The following is a 22680-nucleotide window of genomic DNA, read 5'->3' as shown; positions in this document are numbered from 1 at the left end:
CCGGCGTGGTGGTCGTCATGAGCGCTCCATGAGCGAACGGACCGATGCCGTGAACGCCTCACCGCGGGCTGCGTAGGATTCGAACTGATCCATCGAGGCGCACGCCGGAGCGAGCAGCACCGCATCACCCGGGCGCGCCTGCGCGCGGGCTGCAGCCACGGCCTGTCTCATGACCTCAGTGTCGCCAGCGGGTACCACCAGGCGTGGGATGTCGGGCGCGTGTCGCTGTAGCGCGCTGACGATCGGCTCCGGATCGACGCCGATCACCACCACGGCGCGCAGCTTCCCCGCATGCCGCTCCACCAGATCGTCAAACCGGGCGCCCTTGGCCAATCCGCCGGCGATCCACACCGTCGCCCCAGGCTCCATCGCCGCCAATGCAGCCGATGCTGCATGGGCGTTCGTGGCTTTCGAATCGTCGATGAAGCGCACACCGTCCACGTCGGCGACGACCTGCATGCGGTGCGCCCCCGGGCGATAGGAACGCAGGCCCGACGCGATGTCGCCGGGTTCCACCCCAGCGGCGCGTGCGAGCGCCGCAGCCGCGAGGGCGTTCGCCACCACATGCGGCGCAATGGACAGCCCGTCCGCATCATCGGGCGACGCATCATCGGAGGACGACGTCGCGGAAGCTGCGCTACCGCCGAGATGGCGCAAGTCAGCGAGGGTTCCCAGCTCGGCCGCGTGCGTGTGCCGGTTGGGTATGAACGCCCGGTCTGCGAGGACGTCTTCGACCACACCGACCTGGCCCAGTCCTGGCATTCCCAGAGTGAAACCGACGGCGCGAGCACCATCGATCACGTCGGCCTCCTCCACCATGCGCCGCGTTCGCGGATCGGCCACGTTGTAGACGCAAGCCGCCTGCGTGCGTTCATAGACCCGGGCCTTCGCAGCCGCGTAGGCGTCCATGGACCCATGCCAGTCGAGGTGGTCGGCATCGACGTTCAGGCAGGCGGAGGCCACCGGGGAGACCGAATGGGTGTAGTGCAGCTGGAATGAGGACAGCTCCACCGCGAGAGCGTCGAGTCTCTCCCCGCCGGCCCGAGCCTGCAGCACCGTGGTCACGATCGGGGTGCCGACGTTGCCCACGGCCGGTGCCCGCCACCCGTGCGCGGTGAGCATCTTCTCGAGCATGCCGACGGTGGTCGTCTTCCCGTTCGTGCCGGTGAGGGTCAGCCAACGCACCTGCGGTGAGCAGACCTGCCAGGCCAGCTCGACCTCGCTCCAGACCGGTACGCCACGTTCTGCCGCACGCTGCAGCACCGGAGACGCTGGTCGCCACCCCGGCGAGGCGACCACCAGGCTCGGCGGACGCTCCCACGCATGCCGAGCCAGCGCCGTCGGCTCCTCCCCCGTGAACACACGCACACTGGAAGGCAGCCCCTCGGCTTGTTCCGGCCGCGAATCCACAGCGCAGACCCGCGCACCCACCTCGACAAGTGCCTCTACGCACGCGCGTCCCGAGATCCCAAGTCCGGCGACGAGCACCTCGCGGCCGCGGAGGGCGTCGATCATCCTGTGCCCTTGGTTTGATCCCTGCGGTGCCTGGCTCCACCGCCCCTCCTCCGTCGGGCCACCTCCGCCGGGGCTCCTCGGGATCATCCAGTTCTGTTGGTCTGATCCCTGCGGTGCCTGGCTCCACCGCCCCTCCTCCGTCGGGCCACCTCCGCCGGGGCTCCTCGGGATCATCCAGCGATCCACTCGGCGTAGAAGATGCCCAACCCGAGGCTCGCGCACAGTGCCGCGATGATCCAGAACCGGATGACGATCGTCACCTCGCCCCAGCCCATCAGCTCGAAATGATGATGCAACGGGGCCATCTTGAACACCCGACGGCCGGTCGCCTTGAAGAAGCCGATCTGGATGACGTCCGAGAGGATGATCAGCACGAACAGACCCCCGATGATCGCCCCCAGGATCTCGGTGCGGGTCAGGATCGTCATCCCGGCGAGCGCACCGCCAAGCGCGAGCGCCCCCGTGTCACCCATGAAGATCTTCGCTGGGGAGGCATTCCACCACAGGAACCCGAAGCAGGCTCCGACGATCGCGGCGGCCACGATCGACAGGTCGCGTGGGTCCCGGACCTCATAGCAGCTCGGGCCCACGCTGGAGAGCAACTGACAGTTCTGGTTCATCTGCCAGATCGTCACCAAGGTGTAGGCACCGAAGACGAACATCGACGCCCCGGTCGCGAGGCCGTCGAGCCCGTCGGTCAGGTTGACCGCATTCGACCAGGCGGTGATCAGGAAGTTCGCCCAGATGACGAACAGCAGCAGCCCCACAGTCGCGCCGGCGAACGCCAGATCGATCCCGAGATCTCGGGAGAAGGAGATCTCCGTGCTCGCCGGTGTGCGGAACCGTTCATTCGGGAACTGCAGCACCAAGACAGAGAAGACCACGCCGATCACACCCTGGCCGACGATCTTCCAGGCGGGGCTCAGCCCCAGGGAGCGCTGTCGGCTGATCTTGATGAAATCGTCCAGGAAACCGACGATGCCGAGCCCGACCATGAGGAACAGCAGCAGCAGACCGGAAGCGCTGGGCAGGTTGCCGGTCACCACATTCGAGAAGGCGTAGGCCACCAGCGTGGCCACGATGATGACCACGCCGCCCATGGTGGGGGTCCCACGCTTGGTGAAGTGAGCGGTCGGGCCGTCCTGGCGGATGAACTGCCCATAGTTGCGGTGCACCAGGAACCGGATGAAGAGGGGGGTGCCGAGCAAGGAGACGACGAGCGCCACCGCTCCGGCGACGAGAATGGCGATCATGCGGACTCCCCCGCCCCGGTCGGTCCTGCCGCGGCCGCCAGCCGGTCGGCGAGCACTGCCAGACCGGCCGAGTTCGAGGACTTGACCAGCACCACGTCGTCGTCGCCGAGCTCACTCACCAGCAGTTCCTCCGCCTCGTCCACGTCGGCCACCGACCTCACCACCGGCACCCCGGCGACTCTCGCACCGCCAGCGATCGGCTCGGCGCCATCGCCCACGGTCACGACCAGGTCGGCGCCCCGGTCAGCGGCATACCGGCCGATCTCCTCGTGCGCCTGAACAGCGATCTCACCGAGCTCACGCATCTCGCCCAGCACCGCGACCCGGCGCCGGGTGCCGGCGATGGACCCGAGAGCATCCAGCGCCGCCCTCATCGAGTCCGGGTTCGCGTTGTAGGCATCGTCGATGAGCGTACGCCGACCCCAGGACCGGACATGCATCCGGTGCGGGCTCAGCGCTGTGGCCGTTCCGAGCCCGTCCGCCACCTGCTCAAGGGTCAGCCCGAGCGCGAGGGCAACGGTGGCGGCGGCCAATGCGTTTGTGACGTGGTGGCGGCCCACCAGAGCGAGCCGGGCGGGGACGTGAACCGGCCCGGCACTCAACGTGAATGTGGCGTGCCCGTCAGCGTCCACCGAGACGTCAGTGGCGCGCACGTGCGCATCGGCGATCTGGGCGAAACTGCGCACCTCAGAGCCGGCCGATACCTCGGCCATCGTGACCACCCGCGGGTCATCGGCGTTCAGCACCGCGATCCCGTCCGGGCGCAGGCCCTGCACCAGCTCCGACTTTGCCAGCGCGATGGCCTCGACGCTGCCGAAGCCGCCGAGGTGGGCCGTTCCGACCGCGAGCACCACGGCGATGTCCGGCGGGGCGATCGCTGTCAGGTAGGTGAGGTTGCCGACCCGGTCCGCTCCCATCTCGAGCACCAGCACCCGGGTTCTCTCGTTGGCCCGCAGCACGGTCAACGGCAGGCCGAACTCATTGTTGAACGATCCCGCCGGGGCGATCAGGTCACCCACCGGCGCCAGCACCTGTGCGAGGAGGTCCTTGGTGCTGGTCTTGCCCACCGATCCGGTGATCGCCACGACCGTGATCTGGCCGGCGGCGCGGAGGCGTACCAGCGCTTCCCGGGCCAGGGCGCCGAGTGCGAGCGGGACGTCGGGCACGAGGACGTACGGGATGGGACTGTCCGGCACCGGTCGAGAGACCAGGGCTGCAACGGCTCCTCGCTCGGCCGCCGTAGTCAGGTAGTCATGACCATCCACCCGCTCACCCGCGACGGCCACGAACAGACCACCGGGGGCCGCGAGCCGGGAGTCGATCACCACCTCGGCGGTGACCTGCACGAGCTCCGACGGTTCAGCAGGCCGGCCAGTGGACGGCCCCGGGTCATGGACACGGCCAGAGGTGGCGGCCGCGATCTCGGCCAGGGTGAGGGTGATCATGAGGCTCCGGGATGAAGCGGACGATCGGCGAGTGCGGCACGCACTTCGTCGCGATCATCCAGCTGGTGCTCGACCCCGGCGATCTCCTGGATCGTCTCGTGGCCCCTGCCCGCAATCAGCACCGTGTCCGCAGGGCCGGCGAAGTTTACGGCGCGGCGGATCGCCGTGGCACGGGGCGCGACCTCGAACAGATCGACCGTGCGGCCGCCACGCTGGTGCGCCGCAACCGCGCGCAGTGCCCCGGCCATGACGTCCGAGCGGATCGTCGCCGGGTCCTCGTCGTGCGGGTCGTCGTCGGTGACGACCACCACATCGGCCCCGCGCACTGCCACCTCACCCATCCGGGGACGTTTGGCAGTGTCCCGCTCACCGGTGGCGCCGAACACCACGAACAGACGACCCTTCGTCGTCGGACGCAAGGCGCGCAGGACCAGTTCGAGCGCATCGGCGTTGTGTGCGAAGTCAACGATGCAGCGCGGGTGGTCCGCCACACGCTCCATTCGGCCCGGCACGGCCGGTCGCAGCCCAGTACGCAGGTGGTCGTGCAACTCCGAGATGGATACGCCGGCCTCGATCACCATCACCAGGGCCACGGCAGCGTTGAGCACGTTGAACCGACCGGGCATCCAGACGGCGGTGGACAGGCTGCGCCCGTCCCGGTGGGTGAGGGTGAACTCGGTGTGGTCAGGCCGGCCGTGCGTGAGCGTGATCAGCCAGTCGGTGTCCGGATCCGGTTGCGTGGGCGGGGTCTGCGATCCCACCGTCACTACCGGGATCGTCGCCTCAGCTGCCAGCCGGGCGCCCCACTCATCGTCGGCGAGCACCACACCGCGACGCGCCCGCGCGGGTGTGAACAACTCGGCCTTGGTGCGGAAGTAGGACTCCATATCGCCGTGGAAGTCGAGGTGGTCGGCAGTCAGGTTCGTGAACGAGACCATGTCGTAGACGACGGCGTCGACGCGGTGCAGCGCGAGGGCGTGGGAGGAGACCTCCATCACCAGATCCTCCACCCCGGCGTCGACCATCCGGGCGAGCAGAGCCTGGACCTGCGGCGACTCCGGCGTGGTCAGCCTGGCAGGTGTACGTTCCTCGCCGACCTTGATCTCCACGGTCCCGATCAGTCCGGTGCTGCGCCCCAGACCATGGAGGATCTCCTCGAGCAGATAGGTCGTCGTGGTCTTACCGTTCGTCCCGGTGACCCCGAAGGTTCGCATCTGCTCGGCCGGGCGGTGGTACACCTCCGCGCTGACGGCCCCGAGCACCCCGCGCACGTCCCCGGCCACCAGAACCGGCACGCCAGCCACGCCGGCACGCTCGAGGCGAGCTGCGCCGTCGGGATCGGTGAGGATCGCGACCGCACCGGCATCGACGGCGGCGCGTGCATGCTCGGCCCCGTGGGTGTGCGCACCGGGAAGCGCTGCGAACAGGTCGCCGTGTGCCGTCTGGCGGTTGTCCAGGCTGACACCGGTGACGACGACGCTCTCGGCAGCAGCGGCACCGGGGGCGCCGGCAGCACCGCCACCGGCTCGCAGATCGAGCCCAAAAGCGGCGGCGAGGTCCGCCGTCGTCCGGGCCGCGGGAATGGTGTTCATGGGTGAGAAATCTACCGCCCGTCGTCTCTGATCGGTCACTGACCGTCGGGCCGGAGCGGATACGGGTCGGCGGGCTCGCTGCTCGGCGGGACGCCGAGGGACTGCAGCGCGAAGGAGGCGACGTCATGGAAGACGGGTGCCGCGATCCTGCCACCGAAGAAGCCACTGTCCGGGCGGTAGACGACCACACCGACGGCGATCTGCGGATCCTCCGCCGGGGCGATCCCCACGAAGGAGGCCGCGACGTCACTGATGCCACCGTTGCCGTCAGGGATCTGCGCCGTCCCGGTCTTGCCGGCGATGCGGTAGCCATCGATCGCGGCCCGCTCACCGGTGCCGGCGTCACTGATGACGCTCTCCAGCATCCGGATCATCTGCTCACTCGACTCGGCCGAGACAACCTGGACCGGCTCGCCGGGATCGACCTCCTCGTACCCGTCGGCGCAGTCGTATCCGTCGACGATGCTCAGCGGCATCCGCACCCCGTCATTGGCGATGGTGGAGAAGACGCCGGTGTTCTGCAGCAGGTTGACCGAAACACCCTGTCCGAACATCGTGGTGTAGCGCATCGCGCCGTCCCAGTCCTCGTAGTGGTGCAGCAAGCCGGCGGTCTCGCCAGGAAGTCCGACTCCGGTCTGGGTCCCCCACCCGAGGCGCTGCATGTACTCGTACCGGGTCTCATCGCTCATCCGGGAGCCGATGTTGACGGTGCCCGTGTTCGCCGACTCGGCCAGCACTCCGGTCACGGTGAGCATCTGGTCCGGGTGCTCGGTGTGGTCGTGGAAGGTCTGGCCGTTCGCGGTGGTGAGGCGGTACGGGTCCTCGATCGGCGTTGTCGGGGTGACCACACCCTCCTCCAAGGCGGAGAGAACAGTGAGCACCTTGCCGGTCGACCCGGGGTCATACACATCCTGCACGGCGTGGGAGCCGGCGTAGCGCGAGGCCCCCGGGTCGTTGGGGTCGACCGCGTCGGAGTCCGCCAACGCGAGGATCTGTCCGGTCCGGGTGTCGATCACCACGACGGCGCCCCAGTCGGCTCCGTAGGTGTCGACGGTCTCGTCGATGGTGCGCTGGGCGTACCAGTTCAGATCGGCGTCGATCGTCAGGTGCACATCACAGCCAGGCACGGCGGGCGTGGAGACGTTCTGTCCGGTGGGGATGACCTGACCCGTGGCGCCGATCTCGACGGTGAACTCGCCGTCCGTGCCGAGCAGCCGCGAGTTCAGGCTGGACTCCAGACCCGCCGCACCGTCACCCTCATCGTTGACCCAGCCGACGATCTGCCCCGCCGTGCTGCCGTTCGGATAGGCCCGTTCGGCGGTCTCCTCGGCGGAGATTCCCGGGACGTTGAGCGCGGCAACCTCCTGCCAGACCTCCGGAGTTACCTCGCGCGCGAGGATGTGGTAGCGATCTTCCCCCACGAGTTCGGCACCCAAGCGGTTGCGGTCGAGGCCAAGGATCGGGGCCAGGTCACGAGCCGCGGCTGCCGCACCGTAGCCCGTGACCTCACCCTCGGAGTCCTGGGGCGCATAGGCGGGGATCGACATCAGGTCGGCGACCACCCGGTAGGTCTGTACCGAGGTGGCGAGCACCGTGCCGTTGCTGTCCACGATCGAACCGCGAGCCGCGTGATCGGTGTAGGTGTAGCTGCGCGCGTCGAGGGCGTCGTCCGCCAACGCAGGACCCGCGATGATCTGCACCCACACCAAGCGGGCAGCGAACGCGAGCAGAACGACCAGCAGCATCGCCAGCAGCACCGCCTGGCGGCGTTCCGGCGTACCGACGGCCGTGACCGGGTTCACCCGTCTTGACTGTGCCATCGCGCGTCCTTTCGTTCTCCTGCGATCTTTCCGTCAGCCCTCGCCGACCAGAGCCTCGTCCTCACCGAGGATCGTCCCCTCGGAGAGCACCAGGTACCGGATCTGGCCCGCCGGCTCCATTCCGATCGCCAGTGCCGCCCGCTCCAGCTCGGCCGGAGAGGCGAGGCGGTCCGCCTCCTGTGACAACGCCTGCTGCTGCTCCGACAATCGGGCCAGCGCGATCCGCTGCTCGTGGATTTCATACGACGTGGCCGCCATGGAGGTGTTGAGGAGCAGCACGCTCAGCAGCGCAGTTCCGAGGATGCTCAGGCAGAGCAGGATGAACGGCACACGGCTGCGGCCGGGCTGGGGAGCCCGCACGATGCGCAGCCGTGGCCGCCAGCCGGCGCCTGTGGCCGGTGCCGGGCGCCCGCGAAGCGGCCGGATGGGCACTGCACTCATCGTGGACTCCCTTCCCGGATCCGTTCAGCGGCCCGGACCCGCACCGACGCCGAGCGCGGGTTGCGCTCTCGCTCGTCCTCATCGGCCTGCTCCGCACCGCGCGTGAGCAACCGCAGAGACGGTGCGTGCTCGGGCAGCGGTACCGGAAGATCGTCGGGGGCACTCGATCGGGCGCCAGCGGCAAGTGCACGCTTGACGATCCGGTCCTCGAGCGACTGATACGACTCGACGACGATCCGCCCGCGGACGGCGAGCGCATCGATCGCCGCCGGTAGCGCTCGTTCCAATACCTCGAGCTCCGCATTGACAGCGATCCGCAGCGCCTGGAACGTGCGCTTGGCCGGATTGCCGCCGGTGCGGCGCGCCGCATGCGGGATGTTGGCCCGCACCAGCTCCACCAGTTCACCGGACCGGGACAGCGGCTGCTCAGCGCGCGCCCGCACCAGCGCACGGGCGATCCTCGGGGCGAATTTCTCTTCTCCGTAGGTGAAGAGGATCCGTCGCAGCTCCGCCTCGGGCGCCTCAGCCAGGAGATCTGCGGCTGTCCGTCCGGTGCTCTGATCCATCCGCATGTCCAGCGGCGCGTCCTTGGCATAGGAGAAGCCGCGCTCGGCCTCGTCCAGCTGCATCGAGGAGACACCGAGGTCGAACAGGATGCCCCGCACCCGGCCGCCCGGTCCATGCTCAGCGGCGATCGCACCGATCTCGTCGTAGACCGCATGCACCGCGATGAACCGGTCGGCGAAGTCTGCGAGCCGTTCGCTCGCCGAGGTGATCGCCTCCGGGTCCCGATCGATCCCGACCACCCGCAGGTGCGGGAAGCGACGCAACGCGGCCTCGGCGTGTCCGCCGAGGCCGAGGGTCGCATCGATGAGTACCGCACCAGGGTCGCCCACCGCGGGCTCAAGCAGGTCGAGGCACCGCTGCGCCAGCACGGGGATGTGCCGGTCGGGCGATGTCGTCACGATCTGACCTCTCGTTGGTGGTGGATAGGAGCGGATGGATACACGGAGTGGGTTGCGCTCCGCCGTCTGGGGTGGAGGGAAATGGAGGGACGTGTGGTGCGGGGATCTGACAGAGGTGGCCGGGTGGCCCTCCGCTCACCCGGCCAGGACTCCCCCCGCCTGCTCTGGCGCCGGGGAAGTGCGTCAGAGTCGCGGTGAGAGACCAAGCGGGATGAACGCCGGGGCCGTTGCGTGCAGCACGTCACAGTCCCGGGAGCACCTCCTCACTGATGTCGGCGAATGCCTGTTCGTTCTCTTCGAGATAGGTGGTCCAGGCCTGCAGGTCCCAGATCTCGACCTTGGTGCCGGCGCCGATCACGGCCAGGTCGCGGCCCAGTCCGGCGTAGTTGCGCAGATTCGACGTGATCGTCACGCGGCCCTGCTTGTCGGGGATCTCGTCCGACGCCCCGGAGAGGAAGACCCGCATGTAGTCGCGATTGCGCTTGGACGTGGTGGACGCGTCCTGCATCCGGGCCAGGATCCGCTCGAACTCCACACGCGGATAGGCGTACAGACACCGGTCCTGCCCGCGGGTGATCACGATCCCCGCCGACATCGGCTCCCGGAACTTCGAGGGCAGGATCAGGCGGCCCTTGTCGTCCAGTCGCGGTTCGTACGTCCCCAGGAACAAGGTCCACCTCCTTCCCACTCCTCTCCGGTGACCCCCACATTACTCCACTTCCCTCCACAAGCAAGGATCTTTGCCACCCAATTAGCGTGTCGACAGCGTGAAACCGCAGGCCAGCGCAGGTGGAGGAAAGTGGAGGTATATCCCGCTGCGATAGTCGACCCGGTGGGTGATCCCGCGTCGACGGTCTTGACGCGAGAGAGGTTGTGCATCGCATCCGCCACCATCGACGTAGGCTCGGGACATGACCGAGCAGGGAACGATGACGCCAACTGCCCTCTCGATCGCCCGCCTCCAGGACAATCTGGAGACCGTGGTGCGGGGGCGACCAGAGGCTGTCCGCACAGCGATCGCGACCTTCCTGGCCGAAGGGCACCTGCTGCTCGAGGACGTGCCCGGGGTCGGCAAGACGACACTCGCCAAGGCACTGGCCGCATCGGTGGCCGGGACCGTGGGCCGGATCCAGTTCACTCCCGACCTGCTCCCTGGCGACCTGACGGGCGTGACGGTGTACCGCCAGGAGACGGCCTCCTTCGACTTCCATCCCGGGCCTGTCTTCGCCACCGTGGTAATCGGTGACGAGATCAACCGGGCCTCCCCGAAGACGCAATCGGCCCTGCTGGAGTGCATGGCCGAGCGACAGGTCACCATCGACGGTGCCACGCACGATCTGCCCCGCCCCTTCATGGTGATCGCCACCCAGAACCCGGTGGAAATGGAGGGCACGTACGCGTTGCCGGAGGCACAGCGAGACCGGTTCATGGCCCAGATCTCGATCGGCTACCCGCCTGCCGCCGATGAGCTCGGACTGCTCAGTGCCGGTGGGGAGCACGATCCGCTGGCAACGCTCCGGCCCGTGATCTCTCTCGACGACGTCCGGGACATGGCGCTCGCCGTCCGGCAGGTGCATGCGTCGGAGAACGTGCTGCGCTACGTCCTGGACCTCGTCCACGCCACCCGCGAGCACGCCGACCTGTCACTGGGGGCATCTCCGCGGGCCGGACTCCACCTGGTTGCGCTTGCTCGCGCGGTGGCCCTCATGGCCGGGCGCGACTATGTGATCCCCGACGATGTCCAGGCGCTCATCCACCCCGTCCTGGGACACCGGGTGATGCTCACCCGGTCGGCACGGCTTGCGCACACGGGAGTCGACGCAGTCCTGGCTGAGATCACCGCATCCGTCCCGGTCCACCGGTAAGGCTCCATGCGACCGACGGCACGGGGCGCGGGCCTGCTGCTCGCAGGCGCCGGTCTGGCGTTCCTCGCCTCCGCCATGAGATCACCGGAGATCGCCACGCTCGCCGCGCTGGCCCTCGCGGCCCCCGTGGTGAGCCTGCTGTGGCTGATGGTGCTCAGAATCATCGGACATGTCCCCGGCCTCACCCGCACGTTCGAGCCACGCCGTCCGCACGCCGGTGAGCCAGTACAAGTGCGGCTGAGCACTGGCGGTGCCGGTACGGATGCGTGGACCTCGCTGCGCGAGCGCATCCCGACGGGGCTGAACCGCGAGCAGACCGACTCCACCGGGTACATGGTGCGCCCGACACTGCGTGGGATATATCGAGTCGGGCCAGCAGTCGTGGTGCAGACCGATCCCCTGCGCCTGGCACGGAGCCGTTACTCAGCTCATGGGCAGGACGATCTGATCGTCTGGCCCCCGCTGACCGACCTCGGACCGCTCGTGCGGGCGTGGGCCGACCGTGTGTCCACGCACGCGCGAGCTGGACGCCCCGACCGCACGCCGGACGACCTCACCCTGCGCGAGTACCGGCCTGGTGATGACCTTCGCCGCGTCCACTGGCGTGCCTCGGCTCGCCACGGTGAGCTTCTCACGCGGCAGGACGAGCCCACTCAGGACCACCTGGCCCACCTGCTGCTGGACCTCGGTCCGCCCGAACCCGCCCATCCGGGAACCAGCACCGAGTGGCTCGTCGCGGCCACGGCCTCGATCACGGTGGCGTTGATCGACTACGGCTTCCGGGTACACATCAGCGCGACCTGGTCCCGCACGGAGCGCTCTCATGGCATGGGATCGACCACTCTCGCGGACACCGCGACGGCATTGGACCTGTACGCGCGCGCCCGTCACTCGACCTCCCCTGTCGTGCCTGCCGAGCCCGGCGCGGCCTTCTGCTTGGTCGCACTCCGCGCCCCTACGGCGCAGACCGCCTCCGCCCTCTCCGCGTGGCCGGGCCGGCGCGTGGCGCTGCTGACCGACGACCGGCACGGCACAGCTGGGACGCTCGCCGACGCAGGGTGGGCCGTGCGGGTCGGTGGACCCGACACTCCGGTCGACGATGTCTGGGCCGAGCTGCTGGGGAGCCAGGGGTGATCGCCGCCGCGCGCACCGCCGCCGTGGCTGCCCTCGTCCTGGCGAGTACCGGAGCGATGGCCGGCCTCGTGGCGGCTTCGCTATGGCTTCCCGAACTGACGCTCACGCTGGCTCTGTGCGGCGCGCTGCTCGTGCTCCTGCGCCGCAAGATCCGGCCGGTGCTGGTGCCCACGCTCATCACGACCGCGATCGGCGCACTGATCGTCCACGGCTGGTACACCCGGGGGGTCGCGGCAATCCCTGGCCTTCCGGACCGGGAGAGCATCCTTTACCTCGAGCACCTGATCACCTCGGCGGTGGCACACACGCAAGTCGTCCTTCCCCCGATCACGGACCAGGCCGGTGTAGGCCTGCTCGTCGTTGCGGGTGCCCTCCTGTCGTTCCTGCTCGCCGAGCTCGTCGCGGTCGGGTGCCGGGCACCGGTCTGGTCGATGGTGCCGGTGCTGGCACTGTGGTGCGTACCCGTGCTGCTGGACGCACCGGTGACACCCGCTGTCCTGGTGTGGTGCGGGGTGGCTTTCCTGGCCGTGCTCGCCACGGCTGCGGCGCCGGAGCCGCGTGCCGCACCTGAGTCGAGGTCACAGCGATCTCGTCGCGAACCGGCCCTCGCCCTCGCAGCGAGCGTCGCAGTCAGCCTGGTGCTCGCCATGGTGGTGGCCCCGTCGGTGGTGGCCCTGCCCAACCCGGTGCGGATCCACACACCGGCCGAGATCGGTCAGGCTCGGTTCACCCGTCTCGAGCTCGGCCTCGACCTCCGCGACGATCTGGTACGGCGCTCTGAGGAGGAGGTCGTCAGCTACACGGGCGCACCCCCTCAGGATCTGGGACCGCTGCACGCCTACACGATGACCGAGTTCGACGGGTCCACCTGGGATCGCCGCCGCGAAGGCACGAGCGATGCGGTAGCAGTCACTTCCGAGGACCAGCTGCTTTGGCCGGAGGCCGCCAGCCGGACCACACGCAGCACCGTCACGATCACTGTGCACGACCTGCGCCAGGACCGGCTTCTCCTTCCTGGTGAGCCACGTAGCGTCGCGGTACCGGACGGTACAAGCTATGACCCGGTCTCCGATGAGCTGCAGGTAGATCGGGCCCGACCAGGCAACGCCCTCACGTACGAGGTGACAGTCTTTCGCCGTGACCTCGATCCGCAGACGTTGCGCGAGTCCGACCCCCGGGAAGCTGAGACGGATCCCGTACTCCTCGAGCTACCGAACACCGGCTACGCCGACGACATCGAGGGCGTGGCACGGCAGATCGTCGAGGATGCCGGAGCCGAGACCGCCTACGACGAGGCGCTGGCGTTGCAGAACTACCTCCGCGACCCGGGTGAGTTCACCTATACCGAGTCTGTGACCGGAGTCCGGACCACCGATGCCGTCTGGGACTTCCTCAACGACCGGCGAGGATACTGCGTACAGTTCGCCACCACGATGGTGATGCTGGCGCGCAGTCTTGGACTGCCGAGCAGGCTGGCCATCGGCTACCTGCCCGGAGCCGAGACCGGTGACGGTGGCACGATCGGATCACACTCCGCCCACGCCTGGCCCCAGGTCTACTTCCCTGGCGAAGGTTGGGTACGGTTTGAACCGACACCGTCGCAGCAGACCGGGTCCGCACCCGTGTGGGCACCGGAGCCGGATGATGCCGCAGCGACACCGGCACCGACCGAGAGCGAGTCCCAGGCCGACGAACCGTCCCCGGAGGTGGCGTCGGAGGAGCCGACCGAGGACGCCGAGGCCGCGACCGGCGCCGACACTCCCGACAGTGCCGCGAGGTCGGCGGGCGAGAGGCAATGGTGGGCGCTGGTGCTTGCGCTCGTACTCGGTGCCGGAGCCGGTCTGGCCAGCCTCTGGCTACGGCGACGTGCGGCGCTCGGACGCACGGGGATCGAACCAGCATGGAACCGAACGGTGGATCGACTGGAACGCGCGGGTGTCGAGGTGACAGCGCACAGTACCCCGCGCACCATCGCTGAGACTGGTCGCGAAGTACTGGACGAGGACGGGGCGCGGGCGCTCGAGGAGTTCGCTGCGGCGGTGCAGGACGAACGCTACGGCCCGCGCCCAACTGCCGCCGACACGGGTGCCATCAGCAGGTGGGTACGGACGATCAACACGAGCCTCGCCGAAAGGAGGTGATCCGATACCAGCGGATCGGACACGCGTGGTGTCGATACCAACCGACGGCACGGTCTGATCGGGACGGGTGTGATCGGGACGGCACGGTGTGATCGGCACGGCACGGTGCGTTCGGAAGGACTACACCTCCAAGCCACCCGATCGTTCGGTGGTCAGATGCGCGCAGATGGCGCCAGTCGGCGCCATCGGCCATGAACCCCTACCGGTTCTCGTCGCGACGCCGATCCCAGCGCTCCTCGAGCCGCGACATGAACGAGCCGTTCGACTTCTGCTTCAACGGGCGTACGTTGCTCTCGTGAGCCTCGTTCGCCACTGCCGCTCGTGGCCGCGAGATGGCGAGCATCACACCGGCGAACATCGCCAAGAATCCGACGATGCCCAACACGACATAGGACGTGGCCACGCCCGCGACCAGCAGTCCGACGCCCGCTAGACCGAGAAGGGTGCCGAGCACGACGTTGCGAGGACGTCGCACGGCCCCACCAGAGATCGCGTTCGCCAATTTGGGGTCGTCGGAGCGCAACTGCTGCTCCATCTGCTCCAGCACGCGCTGCTCGTACTCGGAGAGAGGCATCGCACCTCCCGATCGGTTCCAGGTACCCCCACCTGCGGGGGCTTCTTCCTAACAGGATAAGTCGCCGCGGGCGTTCTCGGTAGTTGGGACCGGTAGAAGAGATCCGGCCGTCAACGATGACCTACCATACCGCCTGCGAATCTGGTCCATCGCGAGCTCCGCATCACGTCGTTCGGGGCCAGAGTCGTCGAGCCTCACCTGCACCGCAGTGCTCGCTGCCTCGCTCAAGGACTCGCACCGCAGGCCGAGAAGGCGCACCCCGCCGGGCGGGACCGCAACAGCGGCGAGCAGCTCACGCGCCACCTGGTACAGGTCGTGCGCGACATCCGTCGGCGCCTCTAGCGCCCGCGACCGCGTGAGCGTCGTGAAGTCCGCACCGCGCACCTTGATCGCAACGCCGGCAGCGAACAACCCGCCTGAGCGCAGCCGGGCGGCGCATCGATGAGCCTGGTCGAGCAGGACTGCCGCGAGATCGGCCCGATCCCGGAGATTCTCGGCAAACGTCTGCTCGTGACCGATCGACTTCTCGCGTCGCACTGGTTCAACGGCGCGAGGATCTCGCCCCCACGCCAGGTCGAGCAGACGGCGCCCACCGGACTCTCCAAGCGCAGCCCGCAGCGTGTCGGGCGGAGTGTGCGCAAGGTCGGCCACCGTGCGGATCGCCAGCCGGGCGAGTGTCGCTTCCGTGCGCTCGCCCACGCCCCACAGGGCACCGACGGGCAGCGAGTGCAGGAACGCCACCGTGGCGTCTCGCGGGACGAGCAGCATCCCGTCCGGTTTGGCATGGCTCGAGGCGAGCTTCGCCACGAACTTCGTCGAGGCGATACCCACGGAGGCAGGAAGGCCGAGTTCCTCGGCGATGCGAGTTCGCAGTCGCCCCGCAATCATCGCGGGCGGCCCGAGACGACGCCGCGCACCGGAGACATCCAAGAAGGCCTCGTCAATGCTCAGCGGTTCGATCACCGGGGTGATGTCACCGAGGATGCGCATCACACCCCGTGACATCTCCCGGTATCTGCTGTGATCCGGGGCGATGACGATCGCTTGCGGGCAAAGCACCCGCGCCCTGGTCATCGGCATCGCCGAATGCACACCGCTGGCTCGTGCCTCGTACGTAGCTGCGAGCACCACCCCGCGATGCCTGCCTCCGACAATCACCGGACGTCCGCGTAGTTCAGGCCGGCTCAACAATTCTACCGACGCGAAGAAGGCATCCATGTCGACATGCAGGATCGGCGTCTGGGAGTCGTCACTACCCCAGTCGCGTCGCGCCCCAGCGCTACGCGGTGCTCGACTCACGGTCGCTCGCCTGTCACGACGCCAGCGCCGGCATCACGGGCATCGCGGGCTGGCTCTCACGGACAGCCTCACTCACCCGCGCCAGGAAATCCGTCGCCGTGGCCACCACCTCATCGGCCTGCTGCCGGGTGAGTTCCACCTGACGGCCGGTCTCGATCGCTGCCCGCACCGCGGCCCCTTGCGCGAAGTACGCAGCCCACGGCATCCATTCCGGTCCGCATTCGCCGAGTTGCTCCCACACGCTGCGCACCTGACGCCGCCGGGACCTGGGCGCACTCCCCGCAGGATGGAGCGCGAGCACCGCCGCGCCCGCGCGAAGGGCCGCCATGTGGGCGTGCAGGAACGTGGTGTGCAGATCGCCATCGGACTGGATCTGCCCGAGCTCGCGCTGCGCCCGGCGCAGTAGTTGCGCTGCTGTCGTTCCGACCATCACGTGTGACCTCCTGCCGCTCGCCTGCGGGCGTCGACCGATTCCGTCCATCCCAGTATCGAACATCAGTTCTATGTCGTCAAGAGTGCCGCTCGTCCTGATGATGCGGGCGGTACCGTCGTGCTCATGCCGAGCCGCTCCTCTCGCCGCCGGGGCCCTGCGACCTCGGGACGTTCGCCGGCCGGACGGATACTGCCGACCGGGCCTCTCTCAACCACATACGCCACAGTAGAACTGACCACCGACACTGCCGATCCCCACGGTGTGATGGTGCTCCTCGATGGTGCGGAGAGTTCGCACCTGGACCTCGTCGATCCGCGTCGGCTGCTGTTCGAGTACATGCAGCAGATGCTGGCCGTCCTGGAGGAGGTGCTCGACGACGAGGCTCGGCCGCGCGCCGTACATCTGGGTGCGGCGGGCTGCGCGCTCCCGAGGGCCGTCGATGCCACGTGGCCCGGTTCCCGGCAGATCGCGGTCGAGATCGATGCACGTCTTGCCGAGTACGTCCGGCAATGGTTTGATCTGCCCCGTTCACCGGCACTGCGCATCCGTGTGGCCGATGCGCGCGAGGCTGTCGAGGGCCTGCACCCGGGCAGCAAAGACGTGGTGGTACGGGACGTGTTCGCCGATCGCCGTCCGCCGCCTCACGTCTGCACGGTGGAGTTCACCCAGGCCGTCGCTGCCGCCCTGGACCCAGGAGGCATCTACCTGCTCAATACGGCCGACCGCCCACCGCTGGACCGGGCCCGTCGCGAGGTAGCCACGGTGCGCGAGGTGTTCGAGCACGTCGGCGTCATCGCCGAGCCGGCGGTGCTCAAAGGCAGACGGTACGGGAATGTCGTCGCACTCGGCTCCGCGCGGCCACTTCCCGTCTCCGCACTCGATCGCCGGATGCGCACTCTCCCGGTCCCCGCCTCATTTCTCAGCGGCAGGCAGGTCGCCGAGTTCGTGGGGACGTTCCCGGCGCTGCGGGACTGACCACTGCGAGCAGCCGCCTCCGTCTCCAGGAGGTCCTGAACACATCAGGCCCTGAAACACACCGGTGGCCCGCACCCACAGGAGATACGGGCCACCAGCGTCGATCCACTCAGACCGCGCGGACGCTCTCCGCCTGCGGGCCCTTGGGACCCTGCGTGATCTCGAACTCCACCCGCTGCGCCTCGTCGAGGGTGCGGTAGCCGTCCGACTGGATGGCGGAGTAGTGAACGAAGACGTCGTCGCCGCCGCCGTCCTGGGCGATGAAGCCGTAGCCCTTCTCCGCGTTGAACCACTTGACGGTTCCTTGTGCCATGTCGTGCATGTCCTTCCGGGGACTTGGGTCGACGAGCCCTGTGCCCGTCGCTGGTGGTGCCGCAATGCTTCGCCCCACGTCAGTGCGGTCGGCCGACGGAAGCCGCCAGCCGTCCGTGAGACCTGCACCACGAGGTGCGTGCCCCGGGTCGTACGTCAGTGAAACGCCTGCAACGGCGACAATTCTGGCATGCGACCTCGCTCGGCCGCCACCATCTGCGCACGATCGTCTTGAGCAGCGGACACCGGCGGACGCCGGTGTCCGCCTCCCTCGGTGACCTCACGGACCGCCGTCGGGTTCCTCACGTCCGGCAAGGAACGCCTCGAACTGGGCTGCCAGCTCATCGGCACTCGGCAGTTCCTCCATCGCCGGCCCCAACGCCTGCCGTGTCTCATCGTCGGAGGCCTCGACGAAGGAGTCGTACTGGCCTTCCAGCGCATGGACGACGGCCGTCACCTCCTCGGATTCGGCCACCTGGCGGTCGACCTCGGAGCGCACCTGCGCCCCGCTCGCCTCCAGGTCACCGACGGGAAGACTCCTACCGGAAACTCGGGTGATGTGGCGGACGAGTTCGGCGGCAGCCTGCGGATACTCCGACTGAGCGAGGTAGTGCGGCACGTTCACCGCGAACCCCATCGCGTCGCGCCCCTCCTGACCGAGCCGCAACTCGAGCAGCGCTGCAGCGCTCCCCGGCACCTGGACCCGGGAGAAGTAGTTCGGGTACGCCTCGATCAGCTCACCCCGCGTCGCATGTGCCGTCACCGTCAGCGGCCGCGTGTGGGGCACTCCCATGGGGATCCCGTGAACGCCGATCGTCAGGCCCACCCGATAGTCCTCCACCACTGTCCGGACTGCGCGTACGAACCTCTCCCACTGCACGTCGGGCTCCAGTCCGTGGAGCAGGAGCAGCGGCGCACCGTCATCGTCGCGGACCAGATCCACCACGAGCGCGGGCTGGTCGTACTCGGTCCACGTTCCCTCGTCGAAGGTCATGGCCGGGCGACGCGCCCGGTAGTCGATCAGCGCATCGACGTCGAACTCGAGGAGTCGACGCGAGGGCAACTTGTCGACCAGATGCCTGGCGACCAGGCTGCCGGCGTGCCCGGCGTCGATCGAGCCCTGCATCGCATGCAGCAGGACCGGTGCTTCGTCCTCGTACAACTCCGGCGGGTCGTCGACCACGCGGTACAGCTCCCGGGGATCGTTCATCCTCATCCTTCGCGTCGGACCACGTTACTTCCTACCGCCTGCGCCAACATGGGCAGTGGAGCCACCATTCCAGCGTTCACCAGCAGCGAAAGCCGGCGTCGGCGGCGAGGAGCAGGGTGCGCCTTGGATCATAGATGGTCGTGGATAATGGATGTTCGTCTCACGACGCCGAGCACGAAAAGGAGCGCCGATACGTGGCCTCTCACGATGCGATGCCCGACCAGTCCTCGTCGGGCTCGTCGGTGGCCCACCGGGTCGAACAGGATCACCTGGATCGCGTCTACGAGCGGCTCGACGACCTACGCGAGCACACCCGTAGCCGGTTGACGGCCGTGCGCAGGAGCGGGGCCACGGGCAGCCATCAGAATCGCTCGGAGCGAGACGCCTTCGCCACGTTGTACGAGGACCGGCTCGCCCAGCTGGATGCCGTCGAGGAGCGCCTCGTCTTCGGACGCCTCGACTTGACCGATGGCGAACGTCGCTATGTGGGCCGGATCGGGCTCTCGGATGCCGAGCAGGTCCCGATGCTGACCGACTGGCGCGCTCCAGCGGCGCGCGCGTTCTATCAGGCGACTGCCGCCCAGCCGGGTGATGTGGTCCTGCGGCGGCACCTGCAGACCAGGCACCGCAGCGTCGTCGGCATCGAGGACGATGTGCTCGATCTGGACGCGGTGCAGGAGGCCGACGTCAACCTCTCCGGTGAGGGTGCGCTACTGGCTGCGCTCAACGCCCAGCGTACGGGTCGGATGGGAGACATCGTCGCCACGATCCAGGCTGAGCAGGATGCGGTGATTCGGTCCGAACTGGACGGCGTGCTGATCGTCGAGGGAGGGCCCGGTACGGGCAAGACCGCAGTGGCACTGCACCGCGCCGCATTTCTGCTGTATGCGCACCGGGAGCGGATTGAACGCTCCGGTGTGCTCCTGGTGGGGCCGAGCCGGGTGTTCCTGCGCTACATCGAGAAGGTGCTTCCCGCCCTGGGTGAGACCGGCGTGGTGGCCACCACCATCGCTGATCTACTCCCGGGCGTCGAGGCCACCGGTACTGAGAACGACGAGGTCGCCGAGATCAAGGGCCGTCGGCAATGGACGACGATCCTCGCCGCCGCGGTCCGCGCACGCCAGCGTGTCCTTCCCGAACAGGACCTCGTGGTCGGGTCGGTCCGGTTGCGCCTGCTCGAGCGAGACGTACGGCAGGCCCAGGAGCGTGCACGGCGCAGCCGCGCCCCGCACAACGTGGCACGGGTGACATTCGTACGCCACATGCTCAATTCGCTCGCGGAGCAGTACGCCGAGAAGGTACCCGGCGTGGGTGAGGACGACCGTGCGGACATCATCGATGAGTTGCGCAGCTCCCGAGACGTGCGGGTCGCACTGAACCTCTGCTGGATGCCGCTCTCGGCCACCGGACTGCTGGAGGATCTGTACGCCAAGCCGCACCGGCTCGCCGAGGCCGCTCCCCGGCTCTCGGCCCGTGAACGGCGTGCGCTCTACCGTGACCGTGGCACACCGTGGACCCCTGCCGACGTACCGCTGCTGGACGAGGCCGCCGAACGGATCGGCGAGGACGACGAGGCCGACCAGGCCCGTACGCGCGCAGACCAGACCCAGCGTGAGGCCGAGATTGCCTACGCCCGCGAGATGCTGCAGCAGTCGGGGGCTGGCGACGGCCTCGTCGACGCCGAGACGGTCGCCGGCCGGTTCGCCGCCACCGGTCCTCGGATGACCACGGCAGAACGTGCCATGGCCGACCGCTCCTGGACGTACGGGCACGTCGTCGTCGATGAGGCGCAAGAGCTCTCGCCGATGGCGTGGCACGCCCTGCTGCGGCGGAACCCGACCCGGTCGATGACCGTCGTCGGCGATGTCTCGCAGACGTCGAGCCGGTCGGGTGCTCGGAGCTGGTCGCAGATGCTCGAGCGTCCACTCCGCGGCCGGTACCGGACGTCGACGCTCACAGTGAACTACCGCACTCCGGCACGCGTGATGGACGCTGCACGCGCCATGATGATCGCGGCGGACCCTGAGCACCCCCCGACCCCGGTGACCTCGGCCCGGGACGTACCGGACGCCGTCGTGACGTCGGCCGTGCCCGAACTGCTGCAAGGTGTCGCCGGTGTGGTGGACCGCGAACGCGCACATCTCGACGGTGGCCGGATGGCCGTCCTGGTCCCGCCGAGCCTGCGAGCGCAGATCGCCCAGGCCCTCGGCAGCGAGGGCCGTGTGGACCTCACCCGGGAGGTGGTGGTGCTGGACCCGACGGGCAGCAAGGGGCTCGAGTTCGACGTGGTCGTGCTGGTCGAGCCCGCGCGCATGCTCGCCGAGGCCGGCCGCCCCGGTGACCTGTATGTTGCGATGACGCGGCCGACCCGCCGACTGCACCTGGTACACACCGAACCGCTGCCTGCGGGCCTGGAGGACGTCCAGCACCTGAGAACGATTGGGACTTCGGCAGCGTCAGGAGCACGATAGGCCCGTGGTCAAGGCACTTCTCCTCGAGAACATCCATCATCTCGGCAGCGAGCTGCTGCACGGGGCCGGCATCGACGTGAGCACCCGCACCGGGGCTCTCGACGAGGACGAGCTCATCGAGGCTCTGCAGGGAGTGCAGGTGCTCGGGCTGCGTTCCAAGACGAACCTCACTCAGCGGGTGATCGACAATGCTCCTGACCTGCTGGCCGTCGGGGCGTTCTGCATCGGAACCAACCAGATCGATCTGCGCGCTGCAGCGCATTCCGGTGTCGCCGCCTTCAACGCCCCGTTCTCCAACACTCGCTCTGTGGTCGAGCTCGCGCTGGCGGAGATCATCGCCCTCACGCGGCGACTGACCGAGAAGGACAAGTCCCTGCACTCCGGCGTGTGGGACAAGTCGGCGAGCGGAGCGCACGAGGTCCGCGGGCGCACGCTCGGAATCGTCGGCTACGGCAATATCGGAACCCAGCTCTCGGTCGTTGCCGAGGCCCTGGGAATGCGGGTCATCTTTTACGACACTGCGGAAAAGCTCGCCCTCGGCAACGCGCGCCGGATGCCCAGTCTGGACGCGCTCCTGGACGAGGCCGACATCGTGACGCTGCACGTGGACGGCCGATCCGGCAACGCCGGGATGTTCGGAGCACGTCAGTTCGCGCGCATGAAGGACGGCGCGATCTTCCTGAACCTCTCCCGGGGGTTCCTGGTCGACTACGCGAGGCTCCGGCAGGAAGTGCTCGACGGACGGATCGCCGGAGCAGCTGTCGATGTGTTCCCCCACGAGCCGAAGCGGCAGGGGGACCCGTTCGACTCCGAACTACGCGACTTGCCGAACGTGATCCTCACCCCGCACGTCGGCGGCTCCACCGAAGAGGCACAGCAGGACATCGGGGTGTTCGTGGCAGCCAAGTTGCGTGACTACCTGGAGAACGGGGCGACCGCCCTGAGTGTCAACCTCCCCTCCCTGATCCTGGACCGCCCTGCGCAGGAGACTCATCGGATCGCGCATCTTCATCACAACGTGCCCGGGGTGCTCGCCGCCGTGAACCAGACTCTCTCGAACGCCGGCGCCAACATCGAGAGCCAGGTTCTGAGTACCTCCGGCTCGGTGGGCTATGTGGTGACTGACGTCGGTGGTGACCTTCCGGAGGACACGATCGCGCAGATCGAGGCCATGGAGGCCACTATTCGCGTACGCGCCCTGCGGCCCGGCACCGACGACTAGCACCCGGCGCCGG

At 68.4% G+C, this 22680-nt stretch carries 19 protein-coding genes; 6 read left to right on the top strand and 13 right to left on the bottom strand.

Features of this window, described 5'->3' with window-relative positions:
- Positions 1–15: 15 nt before the first annotated feature.
- From IM660_RS07920 to mraZ, 8 genes are all read right to left on the bottom strand, one after another.
- Complete coding sequence (locus IM660_RS07920; protein WP_193498790.1) at positions 16–1515, bottom strand: Mur ligase family protein; 1500 nt, start codon at positions 1513–1515, stop codon at positions 16–18.
- Positions 1516–1685: 170 nt separating this feature from the next.
- The gene (gene mraY / locus IM660_RS07915) at positions 1686–2768 is read right to left on the bottom strand and encodes a phospho-N-acetylmuramoyl-pentapeptide-transferase (RefSeq protein WP_193498789.1); all 1083 of its coding nucleotides are present in this window, start codon (positions 2766–2768) and stop codon (positions 1686–1688) included.
- Positions 2765–4213, bottom strand: coding sequence for a UDP-N-acetylmuramoyl-tripeptide--D-alanyl-D-alanine ligase (locus IM660_RS07910; protein ID WP_193498788.1), 1449 nt, complete (start codon positions 4211–4213; stop codon positions 2765–2767). Before IM660_RS07910 ends, mraY begins: the two co-directional genes overlap by 4 nt.
- On the bottom strand, positions 4210–5805 hold the full coding sequence (locus IM660_RS07905; protein WP_193498787.1) for a UDP-N-acetylmuramoyl-L-alanyl-D-glutamate--2,6-diaminopimelate ligase: 1596 nt from the start codon (positions 5803–5805) through the stop codon (positions 4210–4212). Before IM660_RS07905 ends, IM660_RS07910 begins: the two co-directional genes overlap by 4 nt.
- A 35-nt stretch (positions 5806–5840) precedes the next feature.
- On the bottom strand, positions 5841–7625 hold the full coding sequence (locus IM660_RS07900) for a peptidoglycan D,D-transpeptidase FtsI family protein (protein ID WP_193498786.1): 1785 nt from the start codon (positions 7623–7625) through the stop codon (positions 5841–5843).
- 33 nt (positions 7626–7658) lie between these two features.
- Positions 7659–8066 (bottom strand): cell division protein FtsL, encoded by a 408-nt coding sequence (gene ftsL, locus IM660_RS07895; protein WP_193498785.1) that lies wholly within the window; start codon positions 8064–8066, stop codon positions 7659–7661.
- Positions 8063–9031: a 16S rRNA (cytosine(1402)-N(4))-methyltransferase RsmH gene (gene rsmH / locus IM660_RS07890; protein ID WP_246465209.1), complete on the bottom strand. Its 969-nt coding sequence runs from the start codon at positions 9029–9031 to the stop codon at positions 8063–8065. Before rsmH ends, ftsL begins: the two co-directional genes overlap by 4 nt.
- A 241-nt stretch (positions 9032–9272) precedes the next feature.
- The gene (gene mraZ, locus IM660_RS07885) at positions 9273–9701 is read right to left on the bottom strand and encodes a division/cell wall cluster transcriptional repressor MraZ (protein ID WP_159621862.1); all 429 of its coding nucleotides are present in this window, start codon (positions 9699–9701) and stop codon (positions 9273–9275) included.
- Positions 9702–9942: 241 nt separating this feature from the next.
- On the opposite strand from mraZ, the gene IM660_RS07880 reads away from it, so the two are divergent.
- The 3 genes from IM660_RS07880 to IM660_RS07870 are packed head-to-tail and all read left to right on the top strand — an operon-like array spanning position 9943 to position 14171.
- Entirely contained in the window at positions 9943–10896 is a 954-nt protein-coding gene (locus tag IM660_RS07880; protein ID WP_193498784.1) for an AAA family ATPase, read from the top strand.
- Between the two features lie 6 nt (positions 10897–10902).
- Positions 10903–12030: a DUF58 domain-containing protein gene (locus tag IM660_RS07875; protein ID WP_193498783.1), complete on the top strand. Its 1128-nt coding sequence runs from the start codon at positions 10903–10905 to the stop codon at positions 12028–12030.
- Complete coding sequence (locus tag IM660_RS07870; protein WP_193498782.1) at positions 12027–14171, top strand: transglutaminaseTgpA domain-containing protein; 2145 nt, start codon at positions 12027–12029, stop codon at positions 14169–14171. The genes IM660_RS07875 and IM660_RS07870 overlap by 4 nt, the downstream gene beginning before the upstream one ends.
- Positions 14172–14370: 199 nt before the next feature.
- Here the strand turns inward: IM660_RS07870 and IM660_RS07865 are convergent, their stop codons facing one another.
- Genes IM660_RS07865 through IM660_RS07855 form a run of 3 tightly spaced genes read right to left on the bottom strand, consistent with a single transcriptional unit; the run spans position 14371 to position 16474 of the window.
- Positions 14371–14745, bottom strand: a complete 375-nt coding sequence (locus IM660_RS07865) for a DUF3040 domain-containing protein (protein ID WP_193498781.1) — start codon at positions 14743–14745, stop codon at positions 14371–14373.
- Positions 14746–14793: 48 nt separating this feature from the next.
- Complete coding sequence (locus IM660_RS07860) at positions 14794–16044, bottom strand: DNA polymerase IV (protein WP_193498780.1); 1251 nt, start codon at positions 16042–16044, stop codon at positions 14794–14796.
- 13 nt (positions 16045–16057) lie between these two features.
- Positions 16058–16474, bottom strand: coding sequence for an SAV_6107 family HEPN domain-containing protein (locus IM660_RS07855; protein WP_193498779.1), 417 nt, complete (start codon positions 16472–16474; stop codon positions 16058–16060).
- Between the two features lie 126 nt (positions 16475–16600).
- Between IM660_RS07855 and IM660_RS07850 the strand changes: the two genes are divergently transcribed.
- Positions 16601–17452, top strand: coding sequence for a spermidine synthase (locus IM660_RS07850; protein ID WP_193498778.1), 852 nt, complete (start codon positions 16601–16603; stop codon positions 17450–17452).
- A 109-nt stretch (positions 17453–17561) separates the two neighbouring features.
- Here the strand turns inward: IM660_RS07850 and IM660_RS07845 are convergent, their stop codons facing one another.
- Together IM660_RS07845 and IM660_RS07840 are read right to left on the bottom strand one after the other, a co-directional pair.
- Positions 17562–17765, bottom strand: a complete 204-nt coding sequence (locus tag IM660_RS07845; protein WP_089772977.1) for a cold-shock protein — start codon at positions 17763–17765, stop codon at positions 17562–17564.
- A gap of 279 nt (positions 17766–18044) precedes the next feature.
- The gene (locus IM660_RS07840) at positions 18045–18974 is read right to left on the bottom strand and encodes a proteasome assembly chaperone family protein (protein WP_193498777.1); all 930 of its coding nucleotides are present in this window, start codon (positions 18972–18974) and stop codon (positions 18045–18047) included.
- Between the two features lie 212 nt (positions 18975–19186).
- Here IM660_RS07840 and IM660_RS07835 point away from each other — a divergent pair, with 212 nt between their 5' ends.
- Positions 19187–21445 (top strand): HelD family protein, encoded by a 2259-nt coding sequence (locus IM660_RS07835; RefSeq protein WP_193499292.1) that lies wholly within the window; start codon positions 19187–19189, stop codon positions 21443–21445.
- Between the two features lie 4 nt (positions 21446–21449).
- Complete coding sequence (gene serA / locus IM660_RS07830; protein ID WP_246465207.1) at positions 21450–22667, top strand: phosphoglycerate dehydrogenase; 1218 nt, start codon at positions 21450–21452, stop codon at positions 22665–22667.
- Positions 22668–22680: the final 13 nt, after the last annotated feature.

The sequence above is a fragment of the Ruania alkalisoli genome, from assembly GCF_014960965.1.
GTDB lineage: Bacteria > Actinomycetota > Actinomycetes > Actinomycetales > Beutenbergiaceae > Ruania > Ruania alkalisoli.
The sequence above is the reverse complement of the archived record's forward strand: the minus strand, read 5'-3'. Positions and strand labels throughout refer to the sequence as shown.

Coding starts and splice junctions, on each gene's coding strand:
- IM660_RS07845 (WP_089772977.1), bottom strand. CDS start 17,765: ATGGCACAAGGAACCGTCAAGTGGTTCAACGCGGAGAAGGGCTACGGC.
- ftsL (WP_193498785.1), bottom strand. CDS start 8,066: ATGAGTGCAGTGCCCATCCGGCCGCTTCGCGGGCGCCCGGCACCGGCC.
- IM660_RS07835 (WP_193499292.1), top strand. CDS start 19,187: ATGCCCGACCAGTCCTCGTCGGGCTCGTCGGTGGCCCACCGGGTCGAA.
- IM660_RS07905 (WP_193498787.1), bottom strand. CDS start 5,805: ATGAACACCATTCCCGCGGCCCGGACGACGGCGGACCTCGCCGCCGCT.
- IM660_RS07880 (WP_193498784.1), top strand. CDS start 9,943: ATGACCGAGCAGGGAACGATGACGCCAACTGCCCTCTCGATCGCCCGC.
- mraY (WP_193498789.1), bottom strand. CDS start 2,768: ATGATCGCCATTCTCGTCGCCGGAGCGGTGGCGCTCGTCGTCTCCTTG.
- IM660_RS07855 (WP_193498779.1), bottom strand. CDS start 16,474: ATGGTCGGAACGACAGCAGCGCAACTACTGCGCCGGGCGCAGCGCGAG.
- IM660_RS07900 (WP_193498786.1), bottom strand. CDS start 7,625: ATGGCACAGTCAAGACGGGTGAACCCGGTCACGGCCGTCGGTACGCCG.
- IM660_RS07840 (WP_193498777.1), bottom strand. CDS start 18,974: ATGAACGATCCCCGGGAGCTGTACCGCGTGGTCGACGACCCGCCGGAG.
- IM660_RS07875 (WP_193498783.1), top strand. CDS start 10,903: ATGCGACCGACGGCACGGGGCGCGGGCCTGCTGCTCGCAGGCGCCGGT.
- IM660_RS07920 (WP_193498790.1), bottom strand. CDS start 1,515: ATGATCGACGCCCTCCGCGGCCGCGAGGTGCTCGTCGCCGGACTTGGG.
- IM660_RS07850 (WP_193498778.1), top strand. CDS start 16,601: ATGCCGAGCCGCTCCTCTCGCCGCCGGGGCCCTGCGACCTCGGGACGT.
- IM660_RS07865 (WP_193498781.1), bottom strand. CDS start 14,745: ATGCCTCTCTCCGAGTACGAGCAGCGCGTGCTGGAGCAGATGGAGCAG.
- IM660_RS07910 (WP_193498788.1), bottom strand. CDS start 4,213: ATGATCACCCTCACCCTGGCCGAGATCGCGGCCGCCACCTCTGGCCGT.